Genomic DNA, 14296 nt, shown 5'->3' on the forward strand with positions numbered 1-14296 from the left:
GCCGGCGCGATGAACAGGAGCTTGAACCGGCAGCCGCGCGGAGCGGCGTGCGGCCGTGTCGTTACTTGCCGCCGGCTTTCGCGGCCGCCATGTCGTCGGCGCGGGCATGCAGGCCCTGCAGGTAGCTGGCGAGCGCCTGGATTTCCTGCTCGGTCAACGGACCGGCGACCTGCGCCATGATGTTGAAGTGGGCGGCGTCCTTCAGCGTGGTCGTGCCCGCCTTGTATTCGGTCAGGCGACGCACGGTGTAGTCCTGCATCTGGCCGCCGATGTGCGGATAGGCCGGGCCCGGGTTGCCGGCGCCGGTCGGGCCATGGCACGCCATGCAGGCCGGCACGCCGCGCTTGGCGTCACCGCTGCGGTACAGCTGCTGGCCCACCTCATAGAACTTCATGCCCTTGTAGGCGCCGTCGGCAACGACGCTGTCGTCGGCCAGGCCGGCGCCCGACTTCTGGGTGGCGAAGTACGCGCCCACGTCGCGCATGTCCTGCGCGCTCAGGGCCTGGGCGAACGGGGCCATCACCGCCGCCATGCCCGTGTTGCGCTCGCCCGAGGCGAACAGCGCCAGTTGCTGGGCGACGTAGCGCTCGCTCTGGCCCGCGATGCGCGGGTACTGCGGATCGCTGGGGTTGCCGTCGACGCCGTGGCAGGCGGCGCAGGCGGCGGCCTTGGTCTGGCCGGCCTTGGCATCGCCCCAGGTGGTCTTGGCGAGATTGACCTCCAGCGGGGCGGTCTCGACCGGCGCATTGTCGGGCACGGGAACGACCGTGGTCTGTGCAAAAGCGACTGCGGCCACGGCCAACACGGCCAGTCCGGCAAGTCCCATAACGCGAGCGTGGCGCATGCTGAAGCTCCGAAACCCTTGACTGAGGCGGCGCCCGAAGAGGCCGCGAAACCCCCGAATTATCGTCGCGGCGGCCGCTCGCGGTCAATTCAAACGGTATCCCGCCCGCCACCGTGCGATCCTATCGCCATGTCGAACCCCCTGAATTCCGCCACTTACCTGCTCTCCGCCCATACTCCGCGCCAGTTGCCGGAGGATGGCGGCTTCGAAGTGGCCTTCGCCGGCCGTTCCAATGCCGGCAAGTCCAGCGCCCTCAACGCACTGGTCAACCACAACCGGTTGGCCCGCGTGTCCAAGACGCCCGGCCGCACCCAGCAGCTGGTGTTCTTCCAGGTCCAGCCGGACCGCTATCTGGTCGACTTGCCCGGGTACGGGTATGCGAAGGTGCCGCAGGACCTGCAGGCGCACTGGCAGGCCTTCATCGATCGCTACTTCCGCACCCGCGACGCGCTGAAAGGCCTGGTGGTGGTGATGGACATCCGCCATCCGCTGAAGGAGTACGACCGGCAGATGCTGGGCTACGCCGTCCAGCGCGGCCTGCCGGCGCATGCGTTGCTGACCAAGGCGGACAAGCTCGGTCGCGGCCAGCAGGGCAATGCCCTGCAGGCGGTGAAGAAGGAGCTGTTCTCCGCCTTCGGCGATACGGTCAGCGTGCAGACGTTTTCCGCCGAGTCGAAGCAGGGCGTGGACGAGGCCCGCATGATCGTGGGCAACTGGCTGGAACTGTCCTGAGCCGGAACTCAGACGCTGACGTGGAAGAGGCGGCCCACGGCCGCGGCAGCCGCCATCGCCATCGCGCCCCAGAAGCCGACCCGCCACGCGCCGCGAAGAACCGGGGCACCGCCGACCCTGGCGGCCAATCCGCCTGACACCAGCAAGCCCGCCAGGGTCGCCACGGTGGTGACCAGCGCGACCCTGTCCGGTGGCGCCAGCAGCGTCGTCGCGATCGGCAGCAGGGCACCGACCGTGAAGGCAGCGGCCGACGCCAGCGCCGCCTGCACCGGACGTGCACGCAGCGCCTCGGTGATGCCGAGTTCGTCGCGCATGTGCGACGCCAGCGCGTCATGCGCGGTCAGCTGCTGGGCGACCTGCCGCGCCAGCACCGGATCCAGACCCCGCTTGACGTAGATCTGCGCCAGCTCCGCCAGTTCGCCGTCCGGCATCTCGCGCAGCTCGCGGGTTTCGACGGCGAGCGCGGCGGCTTCTGCGTCGGCCTGCGACTGCACCGAAACATATTCGCCGGCCGCCATCGACATGGCGCCCGCGACCAGGCCGGCCACGCCGGTCACGAGGATGGTCGACGCGCTGGCCCCGCTGGCGGCGACACCGACCACCAGGCCGGCGACCGAGACGATGCCGTCATTGGCGCCCAGCACGGCCGCGCGCAGCCAGCCGACACGGTCGGTGCGATGGCGTTCGCGATGGCGCGGTGCGGTGTCGCGGGCGGGGTGCGTCATGCGCGCAGCGTACGCCCGGCAAGGTCGGGCGTCGATCCGCCCCATCGCGTCCATGGATGGGATGCTGCGGCGTTGTCGTGGCGATGCTGGCGTGCAGGCGGCCACGTTATAGTGCCGGCCCTGCCACGCTGGCACGCCGGCGTCGCGTCCCCCTTGCGAGTCCCGCCCTTGTCCAGTCCCAGCCACGTCGCCGACACGCTGATCACCGACCGCACCCAGTTGGTGGAATACATCGCCTCGGGCGAGAAGCCCGCGCAGGACTGGCGCATCGGCACCGAGCACGAGAAGTTCGGCTTCCGCCTGGACGACCTGCGGCCGCCGACCTTCGATGGCGACCGCGGCATCGAAGCGCTGCTGAAAGGCCTGACCCGCTTCGGCTGGGAAGCCATCGAAGAGAAGGGTCGCGTGATCGCACTGTCGAAGGATGGCGCCTCGGTCACGCTGGAGCCGGCGGGACAGCTGGAACTCTCGGGTGCGGCGCTGGAGACCCTCCATGAAACCTGCGTCGAAGTCGGCACGCACCTGAAGGAAGTGAAGCAGGTCGCCGACGAACTGCAGCTCGGCTTCCTCGGCATGGGCTTCCAGCCCAAGTGGCGCCGCGACGAGATGCCGTGGATGCCGAAGGGCCGCTACCAGATCATGAAGTCGTACATGCCCAAGGTCGGCCAGCTCGGCCTGGACATGATGACGCGCACCTGCACGGTGCAGGTCAACCTGGACTACGCCAGCGAAGCGGACATGGTGAAGAAGTTCCGCGTGTCGCTGGCGCTGCAGCCGGTGGCCACGGCGCTGTTCGCCGACTCGCCGTTCACCGAGGGCAAGCCGAACGGCTACCAGAGCTACCGTTCGCACATCTGGACCGACACCGACGGCGACCGCACCGGCATGCTGGACTTCGTCTTCGAGGACGGCTTCGGTTACGAGCGCTACGTCGACTACCTGCTCGACGTGCCGATGTATTTCTCCTACCGCGACGGCATCTACCACGATGCCAGCGGCAAGTCGTTCCGTAGGTTCCTGCGTGGAGAGCTGGATGTGCTGCCGGGTGCGCTGCCCACGCTGCGCGACTGGTCGGACCACATGACCACCGCCTTCCCGGAAGTGCGGATGAAGAAGTTCCTGGAGATGCGCGGCGCGGACAGCGGTCCCTGGAATCGCATCTGTGCACTGCCCGCGTTCTGGGTGGGCCTGTTGTACGACGATGCCGCACTCGATGCGGCCTGGGACCTGGTCAAGGATTTCTCGCTGGCCGAGCGCCACGCGTTGCGCGACGGCGTGCCGAAGCACGCGTTGAAGCTGCCCTTCCGCGACGGCACCGTCCGCGACCTGGCCCGCGAGGCCGTGAAGATCGCCATCGGCGGCCTGCAGCGCCGCGCGCGCCTCAACAGCAAGGGCGTGGACGAAGCCGGCTTCCTCGATGCGCTGGTCGAGATCGTCGAGGCCAACGAGACCCCGGCCGAGCGCAAGCTCGCCCTCTTCCACGGCGAGTGGAACGGCGACATCGACGGCGTGTTCCGCGACTTCGCGTACTAGGCGGGATCCCGGGCGCAGCCTGTCCCGGGTCGCCGTTGTTTTGCGTTGCTCACCCTTGAAGTGGACGTATCCGGCGCATGCCGGATCCGGTCACGCAGGGGGCCGCGGCAGGGTGCCGGGGCGCACATCCGCGAGCGATGCATGGATCAGGTACCGGTCACCCAGTTGCTGAAGCGCGCGCGCGAGGGTGACGTGCGGGCGGCCGATGCGGTGTTCGCCAGCCTCTACGACGAGCTCAAGCGTGCCGCCCACCTCCAGCTGCGCCGGCACCACGACAACCTCGACACCACGGTGCTGGTGCACGAAACCTATCTGAAGATGGCGACGGGCGGACGCCTGGCGGCCAACGATCGCGCGCACCTGCTGGCGATGTCGGCGCGCGCGATGCGGCAGGTGCTGGTGGACCACGCGCGCATCGCGCATGCCCAGAAGCGCGGCGGCGGCGTGGAAGCGCTGACGTTGACCGCGCGGCTGGGCGGCGGCGAACGGGCGGTGGTCGAAGTGCTGGCGCTGGACGAGCTGCTGGATGCCCTGCAGCAGGCCGATGCGCGCGCGGCGCAGATCGTGGAGCTGCGTTATTTCGGTGGCTACGAAGAAGCCGAGATTGCGCAGATGCTCGGCGTCAGCGAGCGTACCGTGCGGCGCGACTGGCGCGCGGCGCGCGCTTTCCTGCTCGCGGAGCTGGGCAAGTGAGCGAGGGCGGGCCCGAACGTCGCCGGCAGGCGCTGGCGCTGTTCCGCGAGGCGGTGGAGATCGCGCCGACCCAGCGCGACGCATGGCTCGCGGGTGCCTGCGGCGGCGACGCCGCGCTGCGGGCCGATGTGGATGCACTGCTGGCCGCGGACGCGAGCGGCACGGAACCGTTCGCCGGCGATGCGCTGGCCTGGGGCCGTGCGTTCCGCGACGAGCACGGCGACGTGGCACGCGATGCGCTGGTCGGCCGCAGCATCGGTCCCTGGCGCCTCACCGGCATCCTCGGCCATGGCGGCATGGGCGCCGTCTACCGCGTCGACCGCGACGACGGCGCCTACGCGCAGCATGCCGCGCTGAAGCTGATCCGCGCCGGCACCGACTCGCAGGCGGCGCGCGAACGCTTCCTGCGCGAGCGGCAGATCCTCGCCCGGCTGCGCCATCCGAACATCGCCACGCTGCTCGACGGGGGCATCAGCAGCGAAGGCGACCCGTGGTTCGTGATGGAACTCGTCGACGGCGAGCCGATCGACCGCTGGTGCGACACGCGGCAGCTAGGCCTGCGCCAGCGCATCGTGCTGTTCCTGCAGGTGGTCGATGCGGTCCGCCATGCGCATCGGAACCTGGTCGTCCATCGCGATCTGAAACCCTCCAACCTGCTGGTGGATGCCGACGGGCGGGTGAAGCTGCTCGACTTCGGCATCGCCAAGGAACTCGCCGATACGCGCGCAGTGACGGTCGACCGCGCGCTGACCTTCGAATACGCCTCGCCCGAGCAACTGCTCGACGCACCCATCACCACCGCCACCGACCTGTGGCAACTGGGCGTGGTGCTGCACCGCCTGCTGGCGGGCGCGCATCCGTTCGGGGTGACGCGCGAAACGCCGGTGGCGCACCAGCTGCAGCAGCTCGATCGCGATCCGGAGCCACTGACGCGGGCGGCGTCGCACGCCAGCAGCGAGCAGGCCGCGCAGCGCGGAGGCCACACCCCGGCATCGCTCGCACGCGCGTTGCGGGGAAGCCTGGCGCAGATCGTGCAGGCCTGCCTGCGCCGTGATCCGGAAGCGCGCTATGCCTCGGCGGACGTATTGGCGAACGATCTGCGCGCCTGGCTCGACGACCGGCCGATCAGCGCGGTGCCTTTGTCGCGGGTCGACCGCGCGTTGCTGTGGCTGCGACGCAACCGCGCCCTGGCGGCGGCGTCGGGCATCGTCGCGGTGGCGTTGCTGGCCGGTACGGGCGTCGCCGTGTGGCAGGCCCGCGAAGCACGCGCGCAGGCGCGTATCGCCGAGCATGAGGCTGCGAACGCACGGGCCACGCTGGCGTTCCTCTCCGATACGCTGGCGGCCGCCTCGCCCGAACAGGCCGGCAGCAGGGAAGTCAGCGTGCGCCAACTGCTCGACCAGGCGCAGGCCAAGCTCGAACAGCGCACCCTGGATCCCCAGGTCAGGCAACCGGTCCAGCGGATGCTCGGCCGTTTGTACCTGGCGATCGGGGAGCAGCAGGCCGCCGTCGACGTGTTCGCGGCGGGGCTCGAGGGCGTCGAGCCGCAGCAGCGGGACGAAGCGCTCGCGCTGGCCGATGACCTGGTGGCCTATTCGGATGCACTGGCCGATCTGGAGCACAACGCCGAGGCGTTCGCGGCAGCCGAGCAGGCCGTGGCGTTGCGAAGACGTTTCGCGCCCGACGATCCCGAGCAGCAACTGCGCGCGATGGCGCATCTCACGCTGGGCCATGTCGAGAAGTTCGGCCTGGACGCCTGCCGGAAGCGGGCCGAGGCGTCGCTCGCGTTCGCCAAGCAGATGTACGATCCGCCGGTCGACATCGTGCTCGATATCTACTCCGACATCAGCACCGCCGCCAACTTCCAGAACGATCGGCGCCGCCTGCTTTCGGTCAGCCGCGAGGGACTGGCGTATGCCGACAGGCATGGCATCGCCGCCCATTCACCGGTACGGCAGTCCCTGACCCGCGGCCTGGTCGCCGGGCTGGTCCTGGAGGGCCGGTCCGGGGAAGCGGAACAGGTGATCCGCAAGGCGATCGCCGACGGCGAGAAGACCGGCGGGTACGGCGGTGCCAGCGAAACCGTGCTCTACCAGACGCTCGCGGAAACCCTGATCGGTCAAGGACGCTACCGCGAGGCGCTGCTTGCGCTGGACAGGAGTTGCGCCCTGTCCAGCCAGGCCGGCGAGGGGCCGCGCAACCTGGCCATGGCGCTCACCAACATCGCCACGCTCAACCTCATGTACGGCGACTACGCGACCGCCCTGGCACGCTCCACGCAGGGCATGGCACGCCTGCTGGAGGCGGAGGTTCCGCCGGACGATACGTTCCGCCGCAGCGCCGAGCGCACGCACGCACGCGTGCTGATCGCCAACGACCGGTTCGATGACGCGGCCCGCCAGCTCGACAGCCTGCTGGAACGCGCGCGACGCCTGGATGGCCAGGACTCCGAGGAGTACGCGCTGGTGCTTGGCGACCAGCTCGGCCTGTATCGCCGGATCGGCGATGTGGCGCGCGGGGTCCCGTTGCTGGCCGACCTGCGCCTCCTCATGACACGGCGCGGCGTGCCGCAGACGCACGAACAGTTCGGTCACTTCTTTGGTTACGAGGCAGCCTTCGACCGCATGCGCGGCGACGCGGGACGGGCGGAGCAGCACCAGCGCGAAGCGGTCCGCCGGCTCGCGTCCAGCGCAAGCGCCGTCGACGCGGCGATCGCGCGCGCCACCCTGGCCGGCGACGTCGCGGTGCGCGGCGACAGGGCGCAGGCGAAGGAGCTCCTGGCCAGCGCCCTGCCGGTATTGCGCGCTGCATTGCTGCCGGGCGAGCGCAATCTCGCCGCAGCGGAACGGCTGGCCACCACGCTGTGAACCCGCGAGCGCGCTACTGCTCGCAGGGTGCGATCGGCGTCAGCGTGTAGCGCTCCGTCCCGCTGTTGCAGCGCGTGCCCATCGGCGTCTTCACGCACCCGTCGCCTGATCCGGTCAGCGTGCCTCCGCGCTCGTCGGCCGAGACGGAATACGTGCCATTTCCGTAGACGCCGACGCCGCCCATGTTGCCCTGATAGCGGTAGGTCCCGCCCTCCTCGCTGCTCGGCGTGAAGGTCACCACATTGCCGCCTCCGCTGATCGTGAACGGCTCGCCGAGGTTGCAGACGGTGCCGGTCCCGTAGAACGCATCCAGCCCGCCTGCCGCGGTGTAAGCCTGCGGGCGCTTGGTGTCGAAGGCCAGCGTCGCGCGTCCCACGCCGCGCTTGCTGCGCGCTTCGAACATGATGCTGGCCTCTTCGTTCTTCTTGTCCGGCCCCGCATAGGCGTACTTCGCATCCGCCGGCACCTTGCCGCCCGCGGGCTGCAGGCTCGCGCCGCCGCTGAGCGTCGCGGTCACCGTGCCGCCGGCGGGCGCGCCATCGGACTTCGCGCGGGGAACGGCCTCCAGATCGAACGCGGTGCTCGGGCGGATGCCCTTGCGCTTGCCGGGATTGCTGGTGACCTTGAGCTCCACGCAGCGGCCGCTTTCCCACGGCCCTCCGCCCTGGCCGACACCGCGCAGCATCATCTCGGCGACCATCTGCAGGTAGACGAAGGACTGCTCGGCCAGCTGCGCCGCGTGCTTCACTTCATCCATGCGGAAGATGCTGAAGCCGCTATGGTCGCCGAAATCCTCGTAGCCACTGCCGGGCGTACGTCCGTAGCCCATCCTGACGTCGAAGGACTGCGGCTTGCCGCCGACCGTGCCGCCTGCGGACATGGTCATGCTCGCCGTCGATCCGGCATTGTCCTGGATCAGGTGCGCATCGTTGTCTAGGAACCGTTCGAGCTTGAATTCACTGCGCACATGTCCGCCCGCACCGGCCTGGCCGACGACGTTCATCTGCGAATCCACGTTCAGCGTCACCGTCAGCTTGCCTTCCGCATCCGGGCAGGCGTCGATGTGGACCTTGATCTTCATCTTGCCCGACAGCCCGTCGGTGGCCTTGCCGTCGAATTCCAGCGTCTGGTCCAGCGAACCGTCGGCACCGAAGTGCAGTTCCGCACCGCCCTTCCCGTCCTTGTCGGCGCCCAGCTTCATCGGTCCGGCCTTGACCAGGTCGGCCAGCTGTTCGTCCGACATGGTCTGCACCGCGCCATTGACCATGCCGCCGGCGATCAGGCCGCCGAAGGCGCCCACCGCGAGGCCGGTGAAGCCGGCATCCAGGCCGCTGCCATCGAAGGCCGCCGGGATCATCCGCGGCACATCGGCCTGCGTGCCGCGCAGGGCGCGCTCGTTCTGCTCGCCCCATGCCCTGAGCGCCGCCACCGCGTTCGCTTCGCCACCCAGCGCATCGACTATGCCGGTGGCTTCCATCACCCGGAAGTGCACCAGGTAGTCGAACAGCGCCATCTTTCGAAGCGTGGCGTCGGGCTCCGAGGCGCGGAATGCATCCCTCTGCGCGCGCGTCGGCATCAATTTCGCACGATTGTCGGCGACGCCTGCGTCGCCGGATTCCGCGTCCGGGCGCGAGCACGCGGCGAGCATGCAGGCCGTGAGCGTGAGGCAGGCGAGGAGGCGCGTCTTCATGGACATATCCCGGCAGGAGTCAACGGTCGGCGGTCGTGGCGAGCAGCGTGCGGGTGTCGGCTGATCGGAGCTTCAGCAGGGCAGCCCAGTCCTGCCGGTTGAGGTTGCAGTGCGCGGGGACATCCGGGCTGCAGGCGGCATCGCCAGCCGCACGCGCCGGCAGGTCGGCAAAACGCCCCTGTGCATCCAGCCGCAGCATCCGCAACGCGACGGTCTGCTGCACGTTGCCGCCGACCAGCCACGCCATGCCGTCCTGTGCGGACACGACGATGTCGCAGTGCATCGGCAGGCTGTCGCCGGCATCGAGGCTGTCGATCAGTCCCGCATAACCCAGCGCACGCGACCGACCCCGCACGTAGCAGAGCAGGTCACCGGGTGCCGGTGCCGCCTCGTCCGGGGCGACCAGCCGATAGGGCGCCGTCGGCGATGCGTGGCGCGCGGCGCGCACGTAGTCGACATGGCGCGACGAGGTGCCGAAGCCCGGTACGCGCGCCTGCCGCATCACCCAGGACACGAACGCCGCCGACCATGGCATGTCGACCACGAAGCTGCGGCACGCCGCGCCCGCGCCACCGCAACCGCTGCCGAGCCCGCTGCCGTTCCAGTACGCCGCCACCTTGCGCCAGGCCGGCGCACCGTCGGCCAGCACGTCGTTCTCCGCTTCGTAGACCGCCTGCCCACCGACCCGGCCTTCCGCATCGATGAAGGGGCGGAACCACGCGTGGTTCTCCTGGCAGGCGATAGCCGCGATGCGCGTGGCCACGTCGGTCGACGCCGTCCGGGTGCGCAGTTGTGGACAGGGATCGGTGGCACGGGCAGGGGGTGCGTACCAGAGGGTGGCAAGGGCGAACAACAGCAGCAGTGCGGGCTTCATCGGGTGTCATCCATGGCGGAGGGAGGCAGGCGCAAGGCCTGCCGCTGGCGGGATCAGAAGTTGCGCAGCAGGCCGCGCAGCAGCTTCTTCGCGCCGCCCTCTTCCTTCTTTTCGGGGTCCTGCTTGCCGTCGCCGTCGTCATCGCCGGTCGGCATGCCGCCCATCTCGCTGAAGTCCATGCCCAGCATCGCCACCGTGGTCGCCTTGGTCCGGACGCGGACGTTCCATTCGGGATCCCATGGCTGTTTCGGGTCCGCAGGCTTGGGGGGCCACGTGATGTTGGTCTCGGGACCGTAGGCGATCATGTTCAGCGAGGCGAAGCCGCCCGGTTGTCCGCCCTTGCCGCTGGCCTTGAAGATGCCCTGCGGCACCGCGCAGCTGGTCGCGCCTGGTGCCAGCAGTACTTTCTGCTTCAACCATTTGTCGATGTACGAACCGGTCAGGTAGTTCACCAGTTCGTGGCCGGCGCCGGGTACCTCTGCGCTGCTCCACACGGTGAAGTTGCGTTCGTCCTGCATGGCGATCGCGTTGAGGAAATAAGCCCTGGCGCGATCCACAGGCTGCCAGCTCAGGGCGATGCTGTCCGTCAGTTCGCCACGCGTCTGCAGCGCGATCTTCGGCATGAAGTCAGCGTTCTGTCCCAGCTCGAACTGCAGCGAGGCCGGCACGCCCTCACCGCTGATGCGGTGCGGGCCGACCAGCGACGAGCGTTCGCCGACGCGTCGGTTGTTCTTCAGGTTGGGCCACAGCGCGTAGCCGGGAGTGACGTCGACGTCGCGATCGGGAACGAACAGGCCGGGTGCCAGCGCGCCGTCCTGCTGGAACTGGCCGTTCTTTACCTTCAGCGTCATCACCTTCGGCTGGCCCGGGCGCACCGTCGCGCCGCACCCCCAGTACTGGCGGATGGTCACTTCGATGTCGTGCATCTCGGGATTCTTCGGGTCTTCGACGTCCTTGCCGGGCGGGGGCGGCAGCAGCGACAGCGACTTGCCCACGCCCAGTCCCGCCGGCACCGCCTGCTCGGCAGGCACGCCGGGCTTGAGGCGGTTGTACAGCGCGATATCGAGCACGTGGCCCTGGGTGGCCGGGATGTTCCGCGACTGCGGATAGGCCTGCGGACCCTTCTCGCCCCCCATCATGCGGCCGGCCAGTCCGCCCAGTGCGCCGAGATCGGGCATGCCCGCCATGGAGTGGGTGGCGACATCGATCCAGACCTGCGTTTCAGGGCCGGCGGGCGGTGCGCTGCTGGCAGGCAGTGCGATGGCCAGTAGCGTGGCGAGGGCGAGTGTCAGCGGGGGGCGGCGCATGGGGCGGCTCCTGGAGTGGGCGATGGGGAGGTATGCGAAGGAAGGCCTCCCCAGCGGACACGCGCCGGCCGGACCGGATCGGCCGGCTTGCCACCTTGGCCCGACGGACGGCCCGCCTTATACTCCCCCCCACTATAGGCTGCCATCGCCATGCCGCATTCGCCCGCCGACAAGAAGAAAGCGCTCACGCGCGTCAAGCGCATCCGCGGCCAGCTGGATGCGCTGGAGCGCGCGCTGGAGGAGGGTGCCGACTGCGCGCCGGTCCTGCAGCAGCTCGCGGCGGTGCGCGGTGCGGTCAACGGACTGATGTCGGAAATCCTGGAAAGCCACCTGCGCGAGGAATTCGCGCATCCCGCTTCGACGCCCGAACAGCGCGGGGCCGGCATCGATGCCGCCGTCGCGCTGGTGCGGTCCTATCTGAAGTAGGAGCGGGCCATGCCCGCGATGCTCCTCGGCCAAGGACGGGAACGCATCGCGGGCATCGCCCGCTCCTACAAAAAATCCCCCCTCTCGCAGGAGACTGACCATGAAATCCCGTGCCGCCGTCGCCTTCGCCGCAGGCGAACCGCTGAAGATCGTCGAGATCGACGTCGCCCCGCCGCAGAACGGCGAAGTGCTGGTGAAGATCACCCATACCGGCGTCTGCCACACCGATGCGTTCACGCTGTCGGGCGAGGATCCGGAGGGACTGTTTCCCGTCGTGCTGGGCCATGAAGGTGCCGGCATCGTGGTCGAGGTCGGCGAAGGCGTCACCAGTGTCAAGCCGGGCGACCACGTCATCCCGCTCTACACCGCCGAATGCGGCGAGTGCCTGTTCTGCAAGAGCGGCAAGACCAACCTGTGCACGTCGGTGCGGGCGACGCAGGGCAAGGGCGTGATGCCGGACGGCACCTCGCGCTTCTCCTATGAAGGCCAGCCGCTGTACCACTACATGGGCTGCTCGACCTTCAGCGAATACACGGTCGTCGCCGAGGTTTCGCTGGCCAAGATCAATCCCGACGCGAACCCGGAGCACGTCTGCCTGCTCGGCTGCGGCGTCACCACCGGCATCGGCGCCGTGCACAACACGGCCAAGGTGCAGGAAGGCGATTCGGTGGCCGTGTTCGGCCTCGGCGGCATCGGCCTCGCCGTGATCCAGGGCGCGCGCCAGGCCAAGGCCGGCCGCATCATCGCCATCGACACCAATCCGTCGAAGTTCGAGATGGCAAAACAGTTCGGTGCCACCGACTGCGTCAATCCGAAGGATTCCGACAAGCCGATCCAGCAGGTGATCGTCGAGATGACCGGATGGGGCGTCGATCATTCCTTCGAGTGCATCGGCAACGTGAACGTCATGCGCGCAGCGCTGGAATGCGCGCACCGTGGCTGGGGCCAGAGCGTCATCATCGGCGTGGCCGGCGCGGGGCAGGAGATCAGTACGCGTCCGTTCCAGCTGGTGACGGGACGGAAATGGATGGGCACCGCGTTCGGCGGCGTGAAGGGTCGCTCGCAGCTGCCGGGCATCGTCGAGGACGCGATGAAGGGCGATATCGAACTCGCGCCATTCGTGACCCACACCATGCCGCTGGACGGGATCAACGAGGCGTTCGACCTCATGCATGAGGGCAAGTCCATCCGCAGCGTGGTGCACTACTGAGATGACGATGTCCTTGCAGAAGACGACCCTGGACGCCATGCCGGACGCGACGATGGACGACTCCTTCGATCATGATGCGCGCGATGCGATCGCGCGCCTCGGCGAGCACGACCTGCAGAACATCGACCGGGCGATCCTTTCGTCGCTGGGTCGGGACTGGAAGAAAGCGGGGTTCATCACCGCAGGCGTCATGATCGCGGCTCCGGACGAGTACGAGGATCTGCCGGAGATGTTCTACGCATCCAGGATCCGCGCACTCGCCGAGGCATCGCGCATCGAGACGAGAGGCGATGCGCTTGCATTGAAGACCTTCGAGATCCGTCTCGCACCCGCAAAGGACGTGGCCTGACATGACGATCCAGCGCATTGAGCACCGCGCCTGCTTTGGCGGCTGGCAGGACGTCTACGAACACGCATCCCGCACCCTCGGTTGCACGATGCGCTTCGCCGTCTACCTGCCCCCGCAGGCTGGAACGCAGAAGCTGCCGGTGCTGTACTGGCTGTCCGGCCTGACCTGCACCGAGCAGAACTTCATCACCAAGGCCGGTGCGCAGCGCTACGCCGCCGAGCACGGCGTGATCCTGGTCGCGCTGGATACCAGTCCACGGGGCGACGACGTCGCCGATGCCGACGGCTATGACCTCGGCAAGGGCGCTGGCTTCTACGTCAATGCCACGCAGGCCCCGTGGGCAGCGCACTACCGCATGTACGACTACGTGGTCCACGAGGTGCCAGCGCTCATCGAAGCGAATTTCCCGGCCACCGATGCGCGCGCGATCAGCGGACACTCGATGGGCGGGCACGGTGCGTTGACCGTCGCACTGAAGAATCCCGGCCGCTACCGCAGCGTGTCCGCATTCTCGCCGATCGTCGCGCCGTCGCAGGTACCGTGGGGCGAAAAGGCGTTCGGCGCCTATCTCGGCAGCGACCGCGATGCGTGGAAGCACTACGATGCCGTCGCACTGATCCGCGATGCCTCCGAACGCTTGCCGCTGCTGGTCGACCAGGGCGATGCGGACGAATTCCTGAATGTCCAGTTGAAGCCCGAGCTGCTGCAGGCCGCCGCCGACGCCGCAGGCCATCCGCTTACGCTGCGCCTGCAACCCGGCTACGACCACAGCTATTACTTCATCGCCAGCTTCATCGGCGACCACGTCGCGCACCACGCCAAGGCCCTGCACCGATGAGCCTCGATCACGCTGCCACCCCCTCCGCGCCGCTGGTGTTCTACGTCCGCCTGCGCGTGAAGCCGGAGCGCGTCGACGAGTGGCTGCACGCGGTGCACGCCATCGTCGATGCGATGTCCAAGGAAGACACCGGTGAGTTCAACCCGTCGACGCAACGGCTTGGCTCAGCTTAGCGGCTGGCGTCTGGAAGCCCAAGGTCTTACGAGGT

The 14296-nt window shown here is 68.7% G+C and carries 14 protein-coding genes; 9 read left to right on the forward strand and 5 right to left on the reverse strand.

Annotation, left to right across the window (positions count from 1 at the left end):
- Positions 1-61: 61 nt before the first annotated feature.
- Positions 62-844: a c-type cytochrome gene (locus tag Q0907_RS12590; protein WP_299345195.1), complete on the reverse strand. Its 783-nt coding sequence runs from the start codon at positions 842-844 to the stop codon at positions 62-64.
- A 129-nt stretch (positions 845-973) separates the two neighbouring features.
- Here Q0907_RS12590 and yihA point away from each other — a divergent pair, with 129 nt between their 5' ends.
- Positions 974-1576 (forward strand): ribosome biogenesis GTP-binding protein YihA/YsxC, encoded by a 603-nt coding sequence (yihA, locus tag Q0907_RS12595; RefSeq protein ID WP_296281387.1) that lies wholly within the window; start codon positions 974-976, stop codon positions 1574-1576.
- Between the two features lie 8 nt (positions 1577-1584).
- Here the strand turns inward: yihA and Q0907_RS12600 are convergent, their stop codons facing one another.
- Positions 1585-2301: a VIT family protein gene (locus Q0907_RS12600; protein ID WP_296281388.1), complete on the reverse strand. Its 717-nt coding sequence runs from the start codon at positions 2299-2301 to the stop codon at positions 1585-1587.
- Positions 2302-2454: 153 nt separating this feature from the next.
- Here Q0907_RS12600 and Q0907_RS12605 point away from each other — a divergent pair, with 153 nt between their 5' ends.
- The 3 genes from Q0907_RS12605 (at position 2455) to Q0907_RS12615 (ending at position 7394) form a co-directional block, all read left to right on the forward strand.
- The gene (locus Q0907_RS12605; RefSeq protein ID WP_343229815.1) at positions 2455-3834 is read left to right on the forward strand and encodes a glutamate--cysteine ligase; all 1380 of its coding nucleotides are present in this window, start codon (positions 2455-2457) and stop codon (positions 3832-3834) included.
- Positions 3835-3975: 141 nt separating this feature from the next.
- Positions 3976-4527 (forward strand): ECF-type sigma factor, encoded by a 552-nt coding sequence (locus tag Q0907_RS12610; RefSeq protein ID WP_299345201.1) that lies wholly within the window; start codon positions 3976-3978, stop codon positions 4525-4527.
- A complete protein-coding gene (locus tag Q0907_RS12615) occupies positions 4524-7394 on the forward strand; it encodes a serine/threonine-protein kinase (protein ID WP_299345203.1) in 2871 nt (956 codons plus the stop codon). Before Q0907_RS12610 ends, Q0907_RS12615 begins: the two co-directional genes overlap by 4 nt.
- A gap of 13 nt (positions 7395-7407) precedes the next feature.
- Here Q0907_RS12615 and Q0907_RS12620 read toward each other — a convergent pair whose 3' ends face one another.
- From Q0907_RS12620 to Q0907_RS12630, 3 genes are read right to left on the reverse strand one after another with little or no spacing between them, the layout of a single operon-like run.
- Entirely contained in the window at positions 7408-9084 is a 1677-nt protein-coding gene (locus tag Q0907_RS12620) for a hypothetical protein (RefSeq protein WP_299345206.1), read from the reverse strand.
- 19 nt (positions 9085-9103) lie between these two features.
- Positions 9104-9958 carry a DUF2272 domain-containing protein gene (locus tag Q0907_RS12625; protein WP_299345208.1) on the reverse strand — a complete coding sequence of 285 codons (855 nt, stop codon included), beginning with the start codon at positions 9956-9958 and terminating at the stop codon, positions 9104-9106.
- A gap of 53 nt (positions 9959-10011) precedes the next feature.
- Entirely contained in the window at positions 10012-11265 is a 1254-nt protein-coding gene (locus Q0907_RS12630; protein ID WP_299345210.1) for a hypothetical protein, read from the reverse strand.
- A gap of 150 nt (positions 11266-11415) precedes the next feature.
- Between Q0907_RS12630 and frmR the strand changes: the two genes are divergently transcribed.
- From frmR to Q0907_RS12655, 5 genes are all read left to right on the forward strand, one after another.
- A complete protein-coding gene (gene frmR, locus Q0907_RS12635; protein ID WP_296281395.1) occupies positions 11416-11691 on the forward strand; it encodes a formaldehyde-responsive transcriptional repressor FrmR in 276 nt (91 codons plus the stop codon).
- A gap of 100 nt (positions 11692-11791) precedes the next feature.
- The gene (locus Q0907_RS12640; RefSeq protein WP_299345214.1) at positions 11792-12901 is read left to right on the forward strand and encodes an S-(hydroxymethyl)glutathione dehydrogenase/class III alcohol dehydrogenase; all 1110 of its coding nucleotides are present in this window, start codon (positions 11792-11794) and stop codon (positions 12899-12901) included.
- Positions 12902-12908: 7 nt separating this feature from the next.
- On the forward strand, positions 12909-13250 hold the full coding sequence (locus Q0907_RS12645; protein WP_299345215.1) for a DUF3658 domain-containing protein: 342 nt from the start codon (positions 12909-12911) through the stop codon (positions 13248-13250).
- Positions 13251-13257: 7 nt separating this feature from the next.
- Positions 13258-14088 (forward strand): S-formylglutathione hydrolase, encoded by an 831-nt coding sequence (gene fghA, locus Q0907_RS12650; protein WP_299345264.1) that lies wholly within the window; start codon positions 13258-13260, stop codon positions 14086-14088.
- Complete coding sequence (locus Q0907_RS12655; protein WP_299345217.1) at positions 14085-14261, forward strand: hypothetical protein; 177 nt, start codon at positions 14085-14087, stop codon at positions 14259-14261. The genes fghA and Q0907_RS12655 overlap by 4 nt, the downstream gene beginning before the upstream one ends.
- The last annotated feature ends 35 nt before the right edge of the window (positions 14262-14296 follow it).

Source organism: uncultured Pseudoxanthomonas sp., assembly GCF_947498795.1.
Lineage (GTDB): Bacteria > Pseudomonadota > Gammaproteobacteria > Xanthomonadales > Xanthomonadaceae > Pseudoxanthomonas_A.

What these genes read in the sequence shown, in the direction of transcription:
- Q0907_RS12590 (WP_299345195.1), bottom strand. Translation starts at nt 844, where the DNA reads ATGCGCCACGCTCGCGTTATGGGACTTGCCGGACTGGCCGTGTTGGCC.
- yihA (WP_296281387.1), top strand. Translation starts at nt 974, where the DNA reads ATGTCGAACCCCCTGAATTCCGCCACTTACCTGCTCTCCGCCCATACT.
- Q0907_RS12600 (WP_296281388.1), bottom strand. Translation starts at nt 2,301, where the DNA reads ATGACGCACCCCGCCCGCGACACCGCACCGCGCCATCGCGAACGCCAT.
- Q0907_RS12610 (WP_299345201.1), top strand. Translation starts at nt 3,976, where the DNA reads ATGGATCAGGTACCGGTCACCCAGTTGCTGAAGCGCGCGCGCGAGGGT.
- Q0907_RS12620 (WP_299345206.1), bottom strand. Translation starts at nt 9,084, where the DNA reads ATGAAGACGCGCCTCCTCGCCTGCCTCACGCTCACGGCCTGCATGCTC.
- Q0907_RS12625 (WP_299345208.1), bottom strand. Translation starts at nt 9,958, where the DNA reads ATGAAGCCCGCACTGCTGCTGTTGTTCGCCCTTGCCACCCTCTGGTAC.
- Q0907_RS12630 (WP_299345210.1), bottom strand. Translation starts at nt 11,265, where the DNA reads ATGCGCCGCCCCCCGCTGACACTCGCCCTCGCCACGCTACTGGCCATC.
- frmR (WP_296281395.1), top strand. Translation starts at nt 11,416, where the DNA reads ATGCCGCATTCGCCCGCCGACAAGAAGAAAGCGCTCACGCGCGTCAAG.
- Q0907_RS12640 (WP_299345214.1), top strand. Translation starts at nt 11,792, where the DNA reads ATGAAATCCCGTGCCGCCGTCGCCTTCGCCGCAGGCGAACCGCTGAAG.
- Q0907_RS12645 (WP_299345215.1), top strand. Translation starts at nt 12,909, where the DNA reads ATGTCCTTGCAGAAGACGACCCTGGACGCCATGCCGGACGCGACGATG.
- Q0907_RS12655 (WP_299345217.1), top strand. Translation starts at nt 14,085, where the DNA reads ATGAGCCTCGATCACGCTGCCACCCCCTCCGCGCCGCTGGTGTTCTAC.